The organism is Streptomyces sp. NPDC014676 (genome assembly GCF_043084105.1).
GTDB lineage: Bacteria > Actinomycetota > Actinomycetes > Streptomycetales > Streptomycetaceae > Streptomyces.
Window position 1 is genome coordinate 316,467 of sequence record NZ_JBIBZI010000005.1, and the last position, 17,085, is coordinate 333,551.

Annotated in this window: 18 protein-coding genes; 8 read left to right on the top strand and 10 right to left on the bottom strand. The window is 72.6% G+C overall.

Translation table 11 applies throughout. The annotated features are described in order from the left end of the window. Positions 1–89: 89 nt before the first annotated feature. The 4 genes from ACF1DX_RS16935 to ACF1DX_RS16950 all read right to left on the bottom strand — a co-directional run bounded on the left by ACF1DX_RS16935 (position 90) and on the right by ACF1DX_RS16950 (position 4,008). Positions 90–683 carry a transglutaminase domain-containing protein gene (locus ACF1DX_RS16935; RefSeq protein ID WP_391791939.1) on the bottom strand — a complete coding sequence of 198 codons (594 nt, stop codon included), beginning with the start codon at positions 681–683 and terminating at the stop codon, positions 90–92. A 75-nt stretch (positions 684–758) separates the two neighbouring features. Next, the gene (locus ACF1DX_RS16940) at positions 759–1,829 is read right to left on the bottom strand and encodes a threonine aldolase family protein (RefSeq protein WP_383340934.1); all 1,071 of its coding nucleotides are present in this window, start codon (positions 1,827–1,829) and stop codon (positions 759–761) included. Further along, a complete protein-coding gene (locus tag ACF1DX_RS16945; protein WP_391791940.1) occupies positions 1,826–2,572 on the bottom strand; it encodes an SDR family NAD(P)-dependent oxidoreductase in 747 nt (248 codons plus the stop codon). The genes ACF1DX_RS16940 and ACF1DX_RS16945 overlap by 4 nt, the downstream gene beginning before the upstream one ends. Positions 2,573–2,610: 38 nt before the next feature. Further along, a complete protein-coding gene (locus tag ACF1DX_RS16950) occupies positions 2,611–4,008 on the bottom strand; it encodes a DUF6421 family protein (protein ID WP_391791941.1) in 1,398 nt (465 codons plus the stop codon). A gap of 253 nt (positions 4,009–4,261) precedes the next feature. Between ACF1DX_RS16950 and ACF1DX_RS16955 the strand changes: the two genes are divergently transcribed. Further along, on the top strand, positions 4,262–4,945 hold the full coding sequence (locus ACF1DX_RS16955) for a glycerophosphodiester phosphodiesterase (protein WP_391791942.1): 684 nt from the start codon (positions 4,262–4,264) through the stop codon (positions 4,943–4,945). Between the two features lie 4 nt (positions 4,946–4,949). On the opposite strand, the gene ACF1DX_RS16960 is transcribed toward ACF1DX_RS16955, so the two are convergent. Continuing rightward, positions 4,950–5,492 (bottom strand): GNAT family N-acetyltransferase, encoded by a 543-nt coding sequence (locus ACF1DX_RS16960; RefSeq protein ID WP_391792140.1) that lies wholly within the window; start codon positions 5,490–5,492, stop codon positions 4,950–4,952. Between the two features lie 82 nt (positions 5,493–5,574). Here ACF1DX_RS16960 and ACF1DX_RS16965 point away from each other — a divergent pair, with 82 nt between their 5' ends. Then, positions 5,575–5,979, top strand: a complete 405-nt coding sequence (locus ACF1DX_RS16965; RefSeq protein WP_391791943.1) for a VOC family protein — start codon at positions 5,575–5,577, stop codon at positions 5,977–5,979. A gap of 109 nt (positions 5,980–6,088) precedes the next feature. Here ACF1DX_RS16965 and ACF1DX_RS16970 read toward each other — a convergent pair whose 3' ends face one another. Together ACF1DX_RS16970 and ACF1DX_RS16975 are read right to left on the bottom strand one after the other, a co-directional pair. Beyond that, complete coding sequence (locus ACF1DX_RS16970) at positions 6,089–6,670, bottom strand: MarR family winged helix-turn-helix transcriptional regulator (protein ID WP_391791944.1); 582 nt, start codon at positions 6,668–6,670, stop codon at positions 6,089–6,091. Further along, the gene (locus ACF1DX_RS16975) at positions 6,667–8,352 is read right to left on the bottom strand and encodes an FUSC family protein (protein WP_391791945.1); all 1,686 of its coding nucleotides are present in this window, start codon (positions 8,350–8,352) and stop codon (positions 6,667–6,669) included. The genes ACF1DX_RS16970 and ACF1DX_RS16975 overlap by 4 nt, the downstream gene beginning before the upstream one ends. A 158-nt stretch (positions 8,353–8,510) precedes the next feature. On the opposite strand from ACF1DX_RS16975, the gene ACF1DX_RS16980 reads away from it, so the two are divergent. The 4 genes from ACF1DX_RS16980 (at position 8,511) to ACF1DX_RS16995 (ending at position 11,883) form a co-directional block, all read left to right on the top strand. Next, the gene (locus ACF1DX_RS16980) at positions 8,511–9,065 is read left to right on the top strand and encodes a DUF5134 domain-containing protein (RefSeq protein ID WP_391791946.1); all 555 of its coding nucleotides are present in this window, start codon (positions 8,511–8,513) and stop codon (positions 9,063–9,065) included. Between the two features lie 94 nt (positions 9,066–9,159). Continuing rightward, a complete protein-coding gene (locus ACF1DX_RS16985) occupies positions 9,160–10,098 on the top strand; it encodes a M56 family metallopeptidase (RefSeq protein ID WP_391791947.1) in 939 nt (312 codons plus the stop codon). A 249-nt stretch (positions 10,099–10,347) separates the two neighbouring features. Then, the gene (locus ACF1DX_RS16990; protein ID WP_391791948.1) at positions 10,348–11,028 is read left to right on the top strand and encodes a phosphatase PAP2 family protein; all 681 of its coding nucleotides are present in this window, start codon (positions 10,348–10,350) and stop codon (positions 11,026–11,028) included. Positions 11,029–11,205: 177 nt separating this feature from the next. After that, on the top strand, positions 11,206–11,883 hold the full coding sequence (locus tag ACF1DX_RS16995) for a TetR/AcrR family transcriptional regulator (RefSeq protein ID WP_391791949.1): 678 nt from the start codon (positions 11,206–11,208) through the stop codon (positions 11,881–11,883). On the opposite strand, the gene ACF1DX_RS17000 is transcribed toward ACF1DX_RS16995, so the two are convergent. Continuing rightward, on the bottom strand, positions 11,871–13,373 hold the full coding sequence (locus tag ACF1DX_RS17000) for an LVIVD repeat-containing protein (RefSeq protein ID WP_391791950.1): 1,503 nt from the start codon (positions 13,371–13,373) through the stop codon (positions 11,871–11,873). The two genes, ACF1DX_RS16995 and ACF1DX_RS17000, sit on opposite strands and share 13 nt — an antisense overlap. Positions 13,374–13,609: 236 nt before the next feature. Between ACF1DX_RS17000 and ACF1DX_RS17005 the strand changes: the two genes are divergently transcribed. Beyond that, the gene (locus ACF1DX_RS17005; protein WP_391792141.1) at positions 13,610–14,227 is read left to right on the top strand and encodes a DUF305 domain-containing protein; all 618 of its coding nucleotides are present in this window, start codon (positions 13,610–13,612) and stop codon (positions 14,225–14,227) included. Between the two features lie 59 nt (positions 14,228–14,286). On the opposite strand, the gene ACF1DX_RS17010 is transcribed toward ACF1DX_RS17005, so the two are convergent. After that, a complete protein-coding gene (locus ACF1DX_RS17010; RefSeq protein WP_391791951.1) occupies positions 14,287–14,754 on the bottom strand; it encodes a DUF6214 family protein in 468 nt (155 codons plus the stop codon). 199 nt (positions 14,755–14,953) lie between these two features. On the opposite strand from ACF1DX_RS17010, the gene ACF1DX_RS17015 reads away from it, so the two are divergent. Then, entirely contained in the window at positions 14,954–16,297 is a 1,344-nt protein-coding gene (locus ACF1DX_RS17015) for an FAD-dependent oxidoreductase (protein WP_391791952.1), read from the top strand. A gap of 337 nt (positions 16,298–16,634) precedes the next feature. Here ACF1DX_RS17015 and ACF1DX_RS17020 read toward each other — a convergent pair whose 3' ends face one another. Continuing rightward, complete coding sequence (locus ACF1DX_RS17020; protein ID WP_391792142.1) at positions 16,635–16,988, bottom strand: ArsR/SmtB family transcription factor; 354 nt, start codon at positions 16,986–16,988, stop codon at positions 16,635–16,637. Positions 16,989–17,085 lie beyond the last annotated feature (97 nt).

Consider the following 17,085-nt stretch of genomic DNA (forward strand, 5'->3'; position numbering starts at 1 on the left):
ACCAACACCGCTCACCGGCGCTTGCCGGGTGCCGCTGCGCCCGCCCTCCCCCATCGCCCCAGCGGCACGACTGCCCGCGGCTACGGCGGCTACGGCGGGCTGCCCTCGTCTCCGAGCGCGGTGGGGAGCGTCCGCCACAGGTGCGGGCGGTCGGGGGCGGACCTCAGGGCGTTCAGTACGACCGGGTGCGGCGCGGCGTACAGGACCGGGTGGTCGGTCTCGCCGGACGCCGGATCGGGAGCGAAGGCCAGCCGCTCGCCGTCCAGGGAGAACCGCGCGTCCACCCCGGGCTTGTTGCCCCGCGGGTCCTGCCGGTGCCAGGTACCGCGGAACCGCACGGCGACCAGGCCGTGCACGACGCCGAGGTTCTGGTAGCACAGCGCGGTCGGGATGTCCTCGGCCCGCAGCAGCGCGGCCAGCGCGTGGGCCTTGGCGTAGCAGACGCCGGTGCGCTGCTCCAGGACGTCGGAGGCGCGCCAGGTGACCCGGGGATCGCCGGAGTCCTGGGAGTGCGGGATGGTGTCGCGCACGAACTCGAAGGCCACCCGCGCATATTCATACGAGTCGGCCACTCCGGCGGCAAGCCGTGCCGCCGTCTCGCGGACCAGCGGATGGTGATGGTCGATCGTCTCGTCGGCGGCCAGATAGGAGGAGAGGTCCGGGTTTTCCTGGATCAGCTGCATGCCGTCAGAGCATAAGTACGCGGCCGACCGACAGTCAATGCACTTCCGGTCAGCCGCATACCTATGCATACAGCGCTAGCGGGCCATCTCCTCTTTGAGCGCGGCCACGAACATGTCCACGTCGTCCTCGGTGGTGTCGAAGGCGCACATCCAGCGGACGTCGCCGGCCGCCTCGTCCCAGAAGTAGAAGCGGAACCGCTTCTGCAGGCGTTCACTCACGTCGTGCGGCAGCCGCGCGAAAACCGCGTTGGCCTGCACCGGGTAGAGGATCTCCACGCCGTGCACGGCGCGCACGCCCTCGGCCAGGCGCTGGGCCATCTCGTTTGCGTGCCGGGCACTGCGCAGCCACAGGTCACGGGCGAGCAGGGCCTCCAGCTGCACCGAGACGAAACGCATCTTGGACGCGAGCTGCATGGACAGCTTGCGCAGGTGCTTCAGGTGCCGGATGCCGTCCGGGTTCAGCACCACGACCGCCTCACCGAACAGGGCGCCGTTCTTGGTGCCGCCCAGCGAGAGCAGGTCGACGCCGACCGCGTTGGTGAAGGTGCGCAGCGGCACGTCCAGCGTGGCGGCGGCGTTGGCCAGCCGGGAGCCGTCGACGTGCACCTTCATGCCGTGCGCGTGGGCGTGCTCGCAGATGGCGCGGATCTCGTCCGGGGTGTACACCGTGCCCAGCTCGGTGGTCTGGGCTATGGAGACCACCTGGGGCATCGCGCGGTGCTCGTCGTCCCAGCCGTACGCCTGCCGGTCGATCAGCTCGGGGGTGAGCTTGCCGTCCGGGGTGGGCACGGTGAGCAGCTTGATACCGCCGACCCGCTCCGGGGCACCGCCCTCGTCCACGTTGATGTGGGCGCTCTCGGCGCAGATCACCGCGCCCCAGCGGTCGGTGACCGCCTGGAGCGCGACGACGTTGGCACCGGTGCCGTTGAACACCGGGAACGCCTCTGCGGTGGGGCCGAAATGGCTGCGGATCACCTGCTGGAGGTTCTCGGTGTACGCGTCCTCGCCGTACGCGACCTGGTGCCCGCCGTTGGCGAGGGCCAGGGCGGCGAGCACCTCCGGGTGGACCCCGGCGTAGTTGTCGCTGGCGAAACCGCGGACGTCCGGGTCGTGATGACGACGCGCGTCGGTCCTCGGCGGGTTCACGGCTTCTCGGTCAGCCACAGACGGTTTCCGTTCACTTCCGCGGCGGGCTTGTCCCAGACGCCGACGATGGCCTCGGCGAGGTCCTTGACGTCCGTGAAGCCCGCGAACTTCGCGTTGGGGCGGTCGGCGCGCATCGCGTCGTGCACCAGCGCCTTCACCACCAGGATCGCAGCCGCCGACGTCGGCCCCCGTTCGCCCCCGGCCTTGCGGAAGTAGTCGGCCATGGCGAGCGTCCACGCCTCGGCGGCGGCCTTGCCAGCGGCGTACGCGGCGTTGCCCGCGGTGGGCCTGGTCGCCCCGGCCGCGCTGATCAGCACGTACCGGCCGCGGTCGCTGCGCTGGAGCGCCTCGTGGAAGGCGAGCGAGGTGTGCTGCACGGTGCGCACCAGCAGCAACTCCAGGAAGTCCCAGTCGTCCAGGCTCGTCTTGGTGAAGGTCTCGCTGCCGCGCCAGCCGCCGACGAGGTGGACCAGTCCGTCGACCCGGCCGAACTCCTTCTCGACCCGGGCGGCCCACTCGCGGGTGGAGTCCAGGTCGAGCAGGTCGACCGTGTCACCGGTGACGGTGGCGCCGCCGTGCGCGTAGCGCGCCGCGTCCACGGCCTCCGCCAACCGCTCCGGGTCGTTGTCCGAGCCGACGACGGTCGCCCCCGCCTCGGCCAGCCTGAGCAGTGCGGCCCGGCCCGCGGGTCCCCCCGCTCCGGCCACCGCGATCACCGCACCGTCGAGCGCCCCGTTCCCCATGGTTCCCGCCTCCTGAGCAGTTGTGGTCCGGCGATCGCTCACGCGGCGACCCGCTCGGCACCGTCCGCCGTGATGCCCCGAGTGGACGCGATCACGTTCTTCAGCTTCTTGGACAGTGCCTCATAGAACATGCTCAGCGGAAACTCGTCCGGAAGCACGTCGTCGACGAGTTTGCGCGGCGGCTGCGTCAGGTCGAGGGCGTCGGGGCCCTTGGCCCACGTGGAGCCCGGGTGCGGGGAGAGGTAGGCGGAGACCAGCTCGTACCCGGCGAACCAGTGGACGAGCTTGGGACGGTCGATGCCGTCGCGGTACAGCGTCTCGATCTCGGCGCACAGCTGGTTGGTGACCCGCGGGGCGCGCTCCCAGTCGATGGAGAGCTTGTTGTCGGTCCAGCGGACGACGTCGTGCTTGTGCAGGTAGGCGAAGAGGAGCTGGCCGCCGAGGCCGTCGTAGTTGCGGACCCGCTCGCCGGTGACGGGGAAGCGGAACATCCGGTCGAAGAGCACCGCGACCTGGACGTCACGGGCCTGCGGGACGCCGTCGCCGGCCAGCTTCACGGCCTCCTTGAAGGCGGTGAGGTCGCAGCGCAGCTCCTCCAGGCCGTACATCCAGAACGGCTGGCGCTGCTTGATCATGAACGGGTCGAACGGCAGGTCGCCGTGGCTGTGGGTGCGGTCGTGGACCATGTCCCAGAGCACGAACGCCTCTTCGCAGCGCTTCTGGTCGTGCACCATCGCGGCGACGTCCTCGGGCAGCTCCAGGCCCAGGACGTCGACCGCGGCCTCGGTGACCCGCCGGAAGCGGGCGGCCTCGCGGTCGCAGAAGATGCCGCCCCAGGTGAAGCGCTCGGGGGCCTCGCGCACGGCGATGGTCTCGGGGAAGAGGACCGCGGAGTTGGTGTCGTAGCCCGCGGTGAAGTCCTCGAAGGTGATGCCGCAGAACAGCGGGTTGTCGTAGCGGGTGCGCTCCAGTTCGGCCAGCCAGTCGGGCCAGACCATGCGCAGTACGACCGCCTCGAGGTTGCGGTCGGGGTTGCCGTTCTGGGTGTACATCGGGAAGACCACCAGGTGCTGGAGGCCGTCCACGCGGTTCGCGGCCGGCTGGAAGGCCAGCAGCGAGTCGAGGAAGTCGGGCACCTCGAAGCCGCCCTCGGCCCAGCGGACCAGGTCCTTGGCCAGGGCCTCGTGGTAGGCGCGGTCGTGCGGGAGCAGCGGGGAGAGCTCCTCGACGGCACCGGTCACGGCGCGCACCGCGCGCTCGGCGTCGGCACGGTCCGGGGCCCCGTCGGCGTCGAAGTCGATCGAACCGTCCTTGGACTGCCAGGGTCGGATCCGCTCAACGGCATCCTTGAGCACGGGCCATGCCGGGTGCTCCACCACCCTGGTCGCCGGAGGAACCTGTCCCTCGGCACCCACCTGCACAAGAATTTCCGTCATGTCCCATCCTCCACAGGAGAACCTCGCGTAAGAGGACCGTATACATACGGGGTTTCTCCCAGCAAGGGGCACCCCGGGAAATTATCCTGCCCCACCCCGGGCTTCACCGCATTTTTTCCTGTGTGCTACCGGGTTGGGCGACGGTGTCTGCGATCCGGGTTCAGCCTCTGGACGCGGCGGGCACAGGCGATACGGTCCAGGAGGGCCGTAGGGACGCGGTCCCCCGCCGCCGTCGACGGAAGCGAGTCGGATCTTGAACTTCCTCACCATCGGTCACCGCGGAGTCATGGGTGTCGAGCCCGAGAACACCCTCCGGTCCTTCGTCGCCGCCCAGGAGGCGGGCCTCGACGTCATCGAACTCGATCTGCACCTGAGCAAGGACGGCGCGCTCGTCGTCATGCACGACACGGAGGTGGACCGCACCACGGACGGCACGGGCGCGATCGCCGACAAGACCCTCGCCGAGCTGCGTGCCCTGGACGCCGGGCGGGGTGAGCGGGTTCCCGTCTTCGAGGAGGTGCTCGACGCCGTCCGGGCGCCGCTCCAGGCCGAGATCAAGGACGTCCAGGCCGCCCGCGCCCTGGCCGAGGTGATGAACGGGCGGGACCTGGCCGAGCGGGTCGAGGTGTCCTCGTTCCACGACGAGGCGATCGCGGAGATCGCCCGCCTGGTGCCCGGCGTCCGTACGGCGCTCATCGCGAGCCGGTACGACACCGGCATCGTGGAGCGGGCGGTCGCGGCCGGGGCCTCGGCCGTCTGTCTCAACATCCGCCGGCTCACCCTGGAGACCGTGGAGCAGGCGCGGAAGGCCGGGCTGCGGATCATCGGCTGGGTGGTGAACACCCAGGACCACCTCAGACTGGTACAGGCCCTGGGACTCGACGGCGCCACCACCGACTACCCGGAGATCAAGCGCACCGGCCGCTTCACGGCGTGAGCCGTCAGACCAGCTCCTTCACCAGCAGCTCGAACTCCAGGTCGTCCCGCTGCGGAATGCCGAAGCGCTCGTCGCCGTACGGGAAGGGCGTCATCCGTCCCGTACGGCGGTAGCCGCGCCGCTCGTACCAGGCGATCAGGTCCTCCCGCACGGAGATCACCGTCATGTGCATCTCGCTCGCGCCCCAGGTCCCACGGGCCTGGCGTTCCGCCTCCGCGATGACCCTCCTGCCGAGTCCGGCGCCCTGGAGGGCGGGGCTGACCGCGAACATCCCGAAGTAGGTGTGCGCGCCGCGGTGTTCCAGCTGGCAGCAGGCGACCACGCGCCCGGCGCGCTCCACCGTGAGCAGCCTGCTGTCCGGCGCCTTGATGACCTCCAGCACGCCCTCCGGGTCGGTCCGCTGCCCCTGGAGGATGTCCGCCTCGGTGGTCCACCCGGCCCTGCTGGACTCGCCCCGGTACGCCGACTGGATCAGCGCGACGAGGGCGTCCACATCGGCGTCGGTCGCGTCGCGGAAGGTCAGTGCGGTGTCGGTGGCGGATTCCATGGGCACGTCTCCGGTTCTCCTGGGCGCCTTCCGGCGTGGCTCGGGCGGGAACGAGACTAACCCGGCCACTACGCTCGGCCGCATGGTGCACGTACTGAGCAGCCGCGTCCTGCTCCGCCCCACCGACCCCGACCGCTCCCGCGCCTTCTACGGGGAGCGGCTGGGCCTCGCCGTCCACCGCGAGTTCGGCACCGGACCGGAACGCGGCACCGTCTACTTCCTCGGCGGGGGGTTCCTGGAACTCTCGGGCCGCGCGGAACCCTCCCCGGCGTCGCCCTCGTCCCCGGACGTACGGCTGTGGCTCCAGGTCGGGGACATCGCGGTCGCGCACGAGGAACTGGCGGCCGGGGGCGTCGACATCGTCCGTCCGCCGGTGCTGGAGCCGTGGGGCCTGCTGGAGATGTGGATCGCCGACCCGGACGGCACACCGATCGTGCTGGTCGAGATCCCGGCCGAGCACCCGCTGCGCCACCGGCCGGGCATCTAGGCGGCATGCGCCCGGCCCCGGCCGGTTCCGTGCCGGATGGCCGGGGCCCGGGGCCGGGCTCGGCGTGCCGGGAGGGACGGGAGGTGAGCCGGGGGCGGGCCCGCGGCCGTCACGCCCGCAGCGCGCCCAGGCGTCCTTCCAGCTGGCCGAGCAGCTCGCCGAGCAGGGCGGCGAGCTCGCCGAGCTCCGGGCCGTCCAGACCGGACAGCACGGCGGTCTCGTAGGCGAGCTGCGCGGGCAGGATGCCGTCGACCAGGTCGCGTCCGGAGTCGGTGAGGCGGACGTGGGCGACCCTGCGGTCACGGGTGTCGCCGCGGCGTTCCACCAGTCCTCGTTCGGTGAGCTGCTTGAGGCGTTTGGTGACGGCGGCGCCCGAGGAGAAGGTCTCGCGGGCCAGCTCGCCGGGCGTCAGTTCGTGGCCGGTGCGGCGCAGCGCGCCCAGCAGGTCGAACTCCGGGCGGGTCAGTCCGGCGCGGCGCAGCGGGGCGTCCTCCGCCTGCTGGAGGAGGGCGGCGCAGCGGTTGATGCGGCCGATGACCTCCATGGGGCCGGTGTCGAGGCCGGGGTGGACGGCCCGCCACTGCCGGACGACGGCGGCGACGGTGTCGCCCCGCGAGCGGCCGGGCGCGTCCCCGTCGGCCGTCTCCGGTTGCTCGCCGCCGGCCGTCGCCGGTCCTTCGGTCGCCGTCATGGCCGTACGTCCTCCGTGTTCGTGCCCGTGCCGGGGTCCGGGAGCAGTCCCTGGCGTCGTACCGTCGCCGCGAGCGTACGGTGTCCCGACTGCTCGGCGAGCACGACCCGCTCCTGGGCCGGTGCGCGCTGCCACCACTCGCCGGACGCGGCGTCGGCGACGGCCCGCAGGTCGGCCAGGGCGGCGGCGAGGTCGCGGCGGGCCGCGTCCAGGACGGCGGGGGCGGGCCGGGGCCCGGCCAGGAGGCGCGCGGCGTGTTCGCGTGCGCGGTCGGCCGTGGTGAGCGCCCGCTCCACGCGGTCGCCCGCCCGCCGGTTGGTGACGGCCACGGCGGCGGCGAAGCCGACCAGGGCGCCGACGAGGGTGTCCACCGCGCGCTCGGTGATCAGGTCGCCGGGCCGCTGGTAACCGGCGAACTCGGTGACGAGCAGCGCGAGCGGGGTCACGCAGACGGTGCCGAGCCAGTAGTTGCGGCCGATGAGCGCCTCGGCGCCGAAGTTGCACAGCAGGCAGCAGAGCACGAGGGCGAGCGGGCCGAGGTGGGCGACGGGGACGAGGGCGGCGAAGAGCAGTACGCCGGCGAGGTTGCCGACGACGCGCTGGACGGCCCGGTTCCAGGTGAGGGTGACGTTGGCCTGGTAGAGCGAGGCCGCGGTGACCAGGGCCCAGTAGGGGCGGCCGGTGCCGAGGGCGAGGGAGGCGTAGCCGGCGAGGGCGCAGCCGAGGGCGGTGCGGACGGCGATCGGGGTGAGCGGGCCGAGCCCGGTCCACAGGGGGCGTGGCGGGGTGGCGCGCTCGGCGGCCACGCCGAGGAGTTCGGTGGCGTCCGCGCGAGGGTCGTCGGTGGGCGGGACGGCGCCGGTGCCGCGCAGTGCGCCGGCCCAGGCGCGCAGGCGTTCGGGGTCGGCGTCGGCGGGCGCGGCGAGCGCGACCTCCGCGCGGACGACGAGCCGTTCGAGGGCGCGACGGGTGGCGGAGGGCCGGTCGCCGGTGGAGAGCAGGGACTGCCAGGCGGCCTGCACGGCGGCGTAGGCGGCGGCGCGGGCCCCGGTGTGACCGTCGCCGGTGCCGCCGGTCCCGGCGTACGCGGCGGCGGCGTTCAGTGCCTGGGCGGTGGCGCGGCGTTCGGGGCCGTGCGGCCGCAGCGGCGCGGGTGCCATGCCCACCAGGTAGGCCCAGGCACCGGCCGCGGCGGCGAGCGCGAGATGGCCGGGGACCTGTCCGAAGGTCTGCGGCACGAACAGCGAGGCGGAGCTGACGAAGGTGAGGATCACATGGCCGGGCGGGCCGATGCGGGTGGCGTCGCACAGCGTCTTCTGCACGGCGGCCAGGACGGCGCCGACGGTGACCAGGACCACGGCGTTCCGGGTGAGGGAGGCGGCGGCCAGGGAGACGGCGAGGCCGCCGAGCATGCCGAGCACCACCCACGCCAGCACCCTGGCCCGGGCGGCGTACGGGCGGTTGTGGGCGTAGAGGGCGCACAGGGACCCCGCCATGGTGTACATCGCGAGGTCGAGCCGGCCGAGGGCCACCAGGAGCAGGCTGGGCGGCGCGACCGAGGCGACCACGCTGAGGGCCGGTTTGAACCAGATGTCGGAGGGCCGCCCGAGGCGCAGCGCGGCGGCGAGCGGGGGGCGCCGGGCCGTCCGCGGGGCGGTGGGGGTGGGGGGCGTACTGCTCATGAAAAACAAGATTAACAGGTGTTTTACTCGTGAAACACCTGCGCGGGTCCGCCGCACTCCCCCCGGGCGCTCCCCCGCACTCCCGTGCGCTCGGGTGTCCGTCGCCGGGACCGGGCATGCCATGACCGACCGTCGAGCGGGCCGAGGGGGAGGTTCGGGTGCACGGACCGGTGTCGTCCGGCTGGCTGCTGGTCGCGCTCTGCGCGGCGACCGGCGCCTACTGTCTGCTGCGCATGCGCAGCCATGTGGTGGAGCAGCGCCGCGCCGCGGGCGGCGAGGCGCTCATGGGCTTCGGCATGGCCGTGATGGCCGTGCCCGCGGCGGTGTTCACCCCGCCGGTGTGGGCCTGGCCGGCCTACGCGGTGGTGTTCGGCGCGGCCGGGCTGCACGCGCTGTGGGCGGCCCGCACCGGCGCGCGCCATCTGCACCACCTGATCGGCGCCGGGGCGATGGTGTACATGGCGGTGACCATGGCCGCCTCCGCCGGGCAGGGGCAGGGCCACGGGCACGGCGGCTCGGGCATCCCCCTGCTGACCGGGGTCCTGCTGCTCTACTTCGTCGCGTACGTGCTCACCACCAGCGTACGACTGGTACCCGCGGCCGCCGGGACGGGGGGCGGCCGGGGTGCGGGCTGGGGTGACCGGCCGGAGCTGGCGCGGGCCTGCCGGCTGTCCATGGGGATCGCGATGGTGGCGATGCTGCTGACGATGTGAGGGCGGAACACACCGCGCGGCGGCGGCCGTTGCCTGCGTCACTTCGGTGCGCCCGCCCGTGTCCTCGGGCGGCCCGCGCTCATAGGCTGCACGCATGATCCTCCCCGCGGCCCTGCTGCTGCTCGGCGTCCTGACCGCTGTCATGGGTCCCCGGCTGCTCGCCCGGGCCGACTGGCCGGACCGGGAACCGGTGGTGGCGCTGTGGGCGTGGCAGTGCGTGATCGCGACGGTGCTGCTGTGCTGCGCGCTGTCGATGACGTTCAGCGCGGCGGCGGCCTGGCGGGCGGTGGGCGGCCATGTGTTCGCCACCGCGCCCCGTGCGGTCGTGGAGGCGTACACGCTCGGTACGGCGGGGCTCTGGGCGCAGACCACCGCGGCGGCGCTGGCGTGCGGCGGGCTGTGGAGCGCGGCGATGCTGGTCCGGGAGGTCGTACGGGCCCGCGCCCGGCGCCGGGCGCGTCGCGCCGAACTGCGGGTGCGGGCACCGCTGCTGCCCGGGGAGCGGCCGGACTCCGACCGGCTCGTGGTCCTGGAGGGCGAGCGGCCCGACGCCTGGTGGCTGCCCGGCACCCCGCCCCGGCTGGTCGTCACCACGGCCGCGTTGCGCCGGCTGAAGGGCAGGCAACTGGACGCCGTCCTCGCCCACGAGCGGGGGCACGCGCAGGCCCGGCACGACTGGCTGCTGCACTGCTCCTCCGCGCTGGCGGGCGGTTTCCCGCAGGTGCCGGTGTTCGCGGCGTTCCGCGACGAGATGCACCGACTGGTCGAACTCGCCGCCGACGACATGGCGTCCCGCCGCTTCGGCCGGCTGACCACGGCCCTCGCGCTGGTGGAACTCAACGAACACCGCGGGGTGTTCGGCGGCCCCTGCCCGGCCCCGCAGGCCCACGTCCCGGCCCGGGTGCACCGCCTGCTCACTCCCCCGGACCGACTCACCGCGGGACACCGCCTACGGCTCACGGCGGTGGCGTCACTGGTCCCGGTGATCCCGGTACTGGTGGCGTTCGTACCGGGACTGCACGCGCTCGGCTAGCCCGTCCCGACTCCGCACCCCGTTCCCGTTCCCGTTCCCGCGGGCAGTCGTGCCGCAGGGCGGCACGGGTGGGCTGGGGGTACCCCCTCTGGGGGGAGGCGCCCCGCAAACGCCGGGCCGCGCGACCCCACCCCCGGCCCACACCGACACAGGGCACCCCGCAAGCGCGCCCGGCCGGCGCGAGCCCGGAAGAGGCCGGCGGAGACGGGGCACTGGCCCCGGACGCGGGCGTTCGGAGAGGATCGCCTCATGCACACCCCCCACACCGAATCCCCGCCCAGGCCACCGGAGCACCGCCCGGTCGCCCTGTCCACCGGAGTGCTGGCGCTGTGCTCGGCGCTGCTGCTGACACTGGTCGGCGTCGAGTGGCGCCCGCTGCTCGAACTGGACGCCGACATCGCCCGCACCACTCACCGCTGGGCGGTCGAGGAGCGGGGGCTGACGCAGACGTCCCGCATCCTGACGGACTGGGTCTGGGACCCCTGGACGATGCGGGTGCTGTGCGGTGTGGCGGCGGCGCTGCTCGCCTGGCGGTACGCGGCCTCCTGGTCGGCACTCTGGCTGGTGCTCACGGTCGCCGTCGCGACGGTGGTGCAGCAGGGGCTGAAGGCCGCGCTGGACCGCGCCCGCCCGGTCTGGCCCGATCCGGTGGACTCCGCGCACTACGCGGCGTTCCCGTCGGGACACGCCATGACCGCGACGGTCGTCTGCGGTCTGCTGCTGTGGCTGCTGCACCGCCACGGTGCGGGCCGCGTCCTGTGGCGCACGGCGCTGGCCGTGGCGGTCCTCTCGGTGACCGGCGTCGGTCTCACCCGGGTCTGGCTCGGCGTCCACTGGCCCACGGACGTCCTGGGCGGCTGGCTGCTCGGCGCCCTGCTGGTGACGGCGGCCGTGACGGTCCACCGGCGGCGGTGTCCGGCGCGCCGCTGAGCCCAGGCGTCCCCGAACCGGTGGCCCGAGGCCACTTTCGCCGCGAACAAGACCGTTCACCTCGGACGATCCCCCGCGTCGCCCGAGGTGAACGGCACTCCGCAGGGGCCCGCCAAGGGGCCTCTCCGGACGCGCTGAGTATAGTTGGCTGGTAGCCAGTCAACGCAGGAGTCCAGCATGTCCCCGCGCAGCGCCCTGGTCAATGAAGAGTTGCGGAGGCGTTCGAAGGAGCGGCTCCTGCACGCCGCCGTGGAGTTGGTCGACGAGCACGGGTACGAGGCCACGACGCTGGGCGACATCGCCGACCGGGCGGGCTCCGCGCGGGGCCTGGTGTCGTACTACTTCCCGGGAAAACGCCAGCTCGTGCAGTCCGCCGTGCACCGGCTGATGCACCGCACCCTGGAGGAGGCCCTGGAGCGGGAGCCGCGTACCGAGGACGGCCGGGAGCGGATGGCACGGGCCATCGACGCGATCCTGGGCCTGGCGCGGGACCGGCCGGTCCTGATGCGCCAGCACATGGCCGGACTGCTGCAGGCCGAGGGTTTCCTGCCCTGCCCCGAGCAACGGCGGCTGGCGGAGCTGCTGAGGGACACCGTCGCCCGGCACGGCTCCCACGACGTCGACGCGGACTATCCGATGCTGCGCGCCCTGTTGATGGGCGCCGTGTACGCGGCCCTGATGCCGGGCGCGCCCATGCCGGTCCCGGTGCTGCGCGCGGAGCTGTTCAAGCGCTACCGGCTCGACTGGGGGATGGGCGTCCCGCCGGACACCGAGGCGCCCGGCGGGACGTGCGGGAAGGACCGGGCGGACATGGCCCGGTTCTTCGCGACGGAGCCGGACGCTCAGTCGAAGTAGTCCGGCTGGGTCTGCGTGTTGAGCTCACGCAGGTGGACCCGGCGGGCCGGGTCCGTACGCCGGTCGTCGATCTTCAGGACGTCGAAGCCCTTGGCGATGTCGTTCGAGTAGACGTAGCCGTTGTAGTAGTACGCCGACCAGGAACCGCCGGTGACGAGCTGGTCCGTGGAGAGCGGGCCGCGCTCGAAGTAGGCGATCTCCTTCGGCTTCGAGGAGTCGGTGAAGTCCCAGACGGAGACGCCGCCCTGGTACCAGGCCTGGACCATCAGGTCCCTGCCCTTGACCGGGATCAGCGAGCCGTTGTGGGCCACGCAGTTCTCGGTGTCCGCCTGGTGGCGGGGGATCTTGAAGTAGCTGCGGAAGACCAGCTTCTGCCGGTCGCCCTTGCCGACGATGTCGTAGATGCCGTCCGCGCCGCGGTTCGGGCCGATCTCCGCGTTGCAGGTGGCGCCGCTACCGCCGCCCAGCTCGTCGGTGAAGACGACCTTGTTCGCCTTCTGGTTGAAGGTCGCCGAGTGCCAGAACGCGAAGTTGACGTTGTCCTGCACCCGGTCGATCACCCGCGGACGCTCCGGGTCCTTGATGGAGAACAGGATGCCGTCGCCCATGCAGGCACCGGCGGCCAGGTCCTTCGACGGCAGCACGGTGATGTCGTGGCAGCCGGTGGTCTTGGAGACACCCGGGTTGGTGGGTCCGCCGGGGTTGCCGCCGCCGTCCGGTCCCTCACCCGGGAACAGCACCGGGAAGCCGACCAGCGCCGCCTTGTGCGGGGCCTTGCGCGGCACCTTGATCACCGAGATGCCGTCGTGCGGCGGCTGGCAGTCGGGGTAGGCCGCGTTGGGCGAGTACGAGGAGACGTAGATGTAGACGTTCTTGCGCTCGGGCACCAGCGTGTGGGTGTGCGAGCCGCAGGCGGTCTCGACCGCGGCGACGTAACGCGGATTCCGCTTGTCGCTGATGTCGAAGACCTTCATGCCCTCCCACGAGGACTTCTCGGTCGCCGGCTGGGTGGTGCTGTTGCAACTGCTGTCGCTGCGCGAGGAGTCGGTGGACAGGAACAGCAGGTCGCCGGAGACGGAGATGTCGTTCTGCGAGCCGGGGCACAGCACCTGGGCCACCGTCTTCGGCGCCTTCGGGTCGCTGATGTCGAAGATGCGGAAGCCGTCGTAGTTGCCGGCGAAGGCGTACCGGCCCTGGAAGGCCAGGTCCGAGTTGGTGCCGGACAGCGCGTCCTTGGGGATGTTGGTCACGTGCCGGATGTTGTCGGAGTGGACGACCTCGTCCTGGGCGGGTATCTCGCCGCTCCGGATGGCCGCGCGCGCCTCCGCCTGGTCGCTGCGCGAGACCTCCTTCTGGGCGGCCGGCGAGTCCCCGGGGTCGGGGATCGCCGCGGCCGGCGCGGCGGTGAGCAGCGCGGCCAGCAGTCCGCCGGCCGCCGCGGCAACTCCCAGCCGTCTGCGCCGGGTTCGGGAAACGCTCAACAGGATCACTGCTTTCCTCCCTGGTTCCGTTCACGTCGGAACGGTTTTCGCACCGGCAGTATCGTCGTGGACATGCACATACCAACAGGGGGCAACACACTTGCAATGAAGTTTTTTGATCACTGACGCGCGGAAGCGTGCTAGGACGGTCGTCGACACTCACGAGGTGTTCCGCAATACGCCTGCCACAGGAGGTCCTTGTGCACTACCGCCGTGCGTCACGCGTGTCCCTCGTCGCGGCCGGGATGACCGCTCTGGCCGTACTCGGGCTCGTGGGCTGCGACTCCGGCACGGACGACACCAAGTCGACCGCCGCCGCCGGTCCTTCGGTCATCGCGCCGGGTGAGCCCGGGGAGGCCAACCGGACCCTGTCGGCCGAGGAGGCCCAACGGCAGCGCGTCGAGGACGACTCCCCCAATGCGGCGGACGTGTCCTACGCGCGGATGATGATCCAGCACCACACGCAGGCCCTGGAGATGACCGAACTGGTGCCGGACCGCGCCGAGTCGTCGAAGATCGTCAAGCTGGCCGAGCGCATCGCCGCCGCGCAGCAGCCGGAGATCAAGGCGATGAAGGGCTGGCTGAAGAGCCACGACAAGGCGGAGCGGGACGACGGGCACGGGCACGACCACGCCACGATGCCCGGAATGGCCACACAGGCCCAGCTCAAGCAGTTGCGCGCGGCCGACGGCAAGGCCTTCGACCAGCTCTTCCTCACCCTGATGATCACGCATCACCAGGGGGCGATCACCATGTCCACCGAGCTGAAGGGGCAGGGCAACAACATCCGTATGGAGGAGATGGCGGACGACGTGGTGGCCCAGCAGACCAGTGAGATCAGCCGGATGCGCGACCTGATGTGACGGTGCGCGGCACGCCGTGACGGCGGCCGTCGGGGCGGCCCGGTGCCCGGCGGAGCGGCTCAGCGCCGGGCGTGCCGCGAGGGCAGCAGCCCCGCGTCGCGCGTCCGGCCGATGAGCCTGAGCGCACCGCGCCGGCTGTACCCGGTCTCGTCCATCACGGCGAGGACCGGATCGGCTCCCCGCTCCTGCGCCGCGCGGTACGCCCCCGCCACGAGACCGTGCTCCTGCGACCCCCTCGGCCGGTCGGGACGCTCCCGGTGCGCGCCCGTACCAGGAGCGTCCCCGGGGCCCGGCTCGGGCTCGGCGCCGCAGGCCCGCGCCAGTGGCCCCTCGATCCAGTCGGCGAACAGGGCGAGGTCCTCCAGGGCCAGCGCGGGCCGGGCCCGTACGTCCTCGACGCAGACCCATCCCTCGCACACCGTCGCCAGCGCGTCGATGCGGGCCCCGTCGCCGAAGACCAGCCGCACATGGAGCCACCGGGTCGCCCGCTCCCCCTCCCGCACCTCCCACGCGGGCCACACGGACACCGCGCCCTCCGCCGGAGAGCGATCGGAAAGATGAAGAAAAGATGCCTCAAACACACACGCAACGTAATCGCGTGATCAGTTTCCCTCCGTAGAACACGCGCCCCGGACGGCGGACGGCACCCTGTCAGCGGAGCGCGGGCGGTGCCATGCTGGAGACAGCAGCGATCTCCTGTCGATCCGCCGGGTGAGGAGTTCCGCCGTGCTGCGTGTCGCCGTCATCGGTTCCGGGCCGAGCGGGTGCTACACCGCCCAGGGCCTCGTCCAGCAGGACGCCCGGGTGCGCGTGGACGTCCTGGACCGGCTGCCGTGTCCGTACGGTCTGGTCCGCTACGGAGTGGCGCCGGACCACGAGAAGATCAAGTCCCTGCAGAACACCCTCCGCGCGGTCCTGGAGCACGAGCGCGTGCGCTTTCTCGGCGGGGTGCCGGTCGGGCCGGGCGGGGTGCCGGTCGCGCGGCTGCGGGAGCTGTACCACGCGGTGGTGTACTGCGTGGGCGCCGCCACGGACCGGCGGCTGGGCATCCCGGGCGAGGATCTGCCGGGCAGTTGGTCGGCGACCGAGTTCGTGTCCTGGTACAGCGCGCATCCGGACGCCGTCGACGACGGTTTCCTGCGCGGGGTGCGGTCGGCGGTGGTCATCGGGATGGGGAACGTCGCCGTGGACGTGACGCGCATGCTGGCCCGGGGCGCCACGGAGCTGAGCCCGACCGACATGCCGCACGCGGCGCTGACCGCGCTCGCGTCGAGCCGGGTGGACCGCATCCACATGGCGGGCCGGCGCGGCCCGTCCCAGGCCCGCTTCACCACCAAGGAGCTGCGCGAACTGGGGATCCTGCCGGACACCGGAATCGCCGTGGACCCGGCCGAGGCCGCGCAGGACCCGGCGTACACGGACCCGTCCGCGCTGCCCGCTCCGCAGCGCCGCAACGTCGAGGTGCTGCGCGGCTGGGCCGGGGCGCCGGTGCCGGGTGCCCGGCGACTGATCCGGCTGCGCTTCTTCCTCCGCCCGGCCGAACTGATCGCCCGGGAGGGCAGGGTGGCCGCGGTGCGTTTCGAGCGGACGGTGCCGGACGGACACGGCGGCGTCACGGGCACGGGGCGGTTCGAGGACGTCGGGGCGCAGTTGGTGCTGCGCTCGGTCGGTTATCGCGGGGTGCCGCTGGAGGGGCTGCCGTTCGACGCGGCGGCCGGCACGGTTCCGCATCTCGCCGGGCGGGTGCTGCGGGAGGGCGCCGTCGCTCCGGGCGAGTACGTGGCGGGCTGGATCAAGCGGGGCCCGACGGGCGTCATCGGCACCAACCGGCCCTGCGCGAAGGAGACGGTGACCTCCCTGCTGCGGGACGCGCCCTTCCTCACCGACCGCGACCTCCCCGGCGACCCGCTGGCGGCGCTGCGGGCCGAGGGCGTCGAACCGGTCGAATGGACGGGCTGGCAGGCGATCGAACACGCCGAGGCGGAACTGGGCGCCTCCCTGGGCCGGAGCGTCGTCAAACTCCCCGACTGGGAATCCCTGCTCGCGGCAGCCCGCACGGCGGGCCCGTGACCACACGGGGCCCTGCGACCACACAGGAACCGTGACTTCACGGCCGACCCGTGACGGCGCAGAGGCCCGCGACCGCACGGGGAGCCACAACCGCACGACCGGCCCGCGACCGCACAGAGGCTCGCAACCGCACGATCGGCCCGTGGCCACACGGTGAGCCATGGCCGCACGACCGGCCCGCGACCCCACGTAGGTCCGTGGCCGCACGACCGGCCCGCGATCCCACAGGGGCGCCGACGGTCACCGGCGCGCGAGGACCGAACGCCAACGGGCCCCGGCTCCCACAAACCCCTCGGAGCCGAAGGCCCCGGCGGGCAGGCCCCGGGCGCCTGACGGGTCAGTCGGAGGTGTGGCGGGTGGACTGGGCGGCGGCGGCGGCGAGCAGGCAGTCGAGGAGGCCCGGGAAGAGGTCGTCCAGGTCGGACCGGCGCAGGCCGTTCATCTTGGCGGTGCCCTCGTAGACCTGCCGGATCACGCCGCTCTCGCGCAGCACCCGGAAGTGGTGCGTGGTGGTGGACTTGGTGACCGGCAGGTCGAACTGCGAGCAGGTCAGCTCGACGCCCCCGGCGGCGAGTTCGCGGACGATCCGCAGCCGTACGGGGTCGGAGAGCGCGTGCAGCACACCCTCCAGCCGGATCTCCTCGCGCGCCGGGTGCGGCAGATCGCGGCTGCTGGGTGCGGGGACGGCGATCGTCACGGCTGCTCCAGGTGCGGTCCGGGAAACCTCATTGTACGAAAGGCATCGTAGTTTGACACCTCCCGTATTACGGTGCCTATCGTACGAGCCG

Coding starts and splice junctions, on each gene's coding strand:
- ACF1DX_RS16965 (WP_391791943.1), top strand. CDS start 5,575: ATGGTGCACGTACTGAGCAGCCGCGTCCTGCTCCGCCCCACCGACCCC.
- ACF1DX_RS16950 (WP_391791941.1), bottom strand. CDS start 4,008: ATGACGGAAATTCTTGTGCAGGTGGGTGCCGAGGGACAGGTTCCTCCG.
- ACF1DX_RS16970 (WP_391791944.1), bottom strand. CDS start 6,670: ATGACGGCGACCGAAGGACCGGCGACGGCCGGCGGCGAGCAACCGGAG.
- ACF1DX_RS16975 (WP_391791945.1), bottom strand. CDS start 8,352: ATGAGCAGTACGCCCCCCACCCCCACCGCCCCGCGGACGGCCCGGCGC.
- ACF1DX_RS17005 (WP_391792141.1), top strand. CDS start 13,610: ATGACCGCTCTGGCCGTACTCGGGCTCGTGGGCTGCGACTCCGGCACG.
- ACF1DX_RS16945 (WP_391791940.1), bottom strand. CDS start 2,572: ATGGGGAACGGGGCGCTCGACGGTGCGGTGATCGCGGTGGCCGGAGCG.
- ACF1DX_RS16995 (WP_391791949.1), top strand. CDS start 11,206: ATGTCCCCGCGCAGCGCCCTGGTCAATGAAGAGTTGCGGAGGCGTTCG.
- ACF1DX_RS16960 (WP_391792140.1), bottom strand. CDS start 5,492: ATGGAATCCGCCACCGACACCGCACTGACCTTCCGCGACGCGACCGAC.
- ACF1DX_RS16985 (WP_391791947.1), top strand. CDS start 9,160: ATGATCCTCCCCGCGGCCCTGCTGCTGCTCGGCGTCCTGACCGCTGTC.
- ACF1DX_RS16990 (WP_391791948.1), top strand. CDS start 10,348: ATGCACACCCCCCACACCGAATCCCCGCCCAGGCCACCGGAGCACCGC.
- ACF1DX_RS16935 (WP_391791939.1), bottom strand. CDS start 683: ATGCAGCTGATCCAGGAAAACCCGGACCTCTCCTCCTATCTGGCCGCC.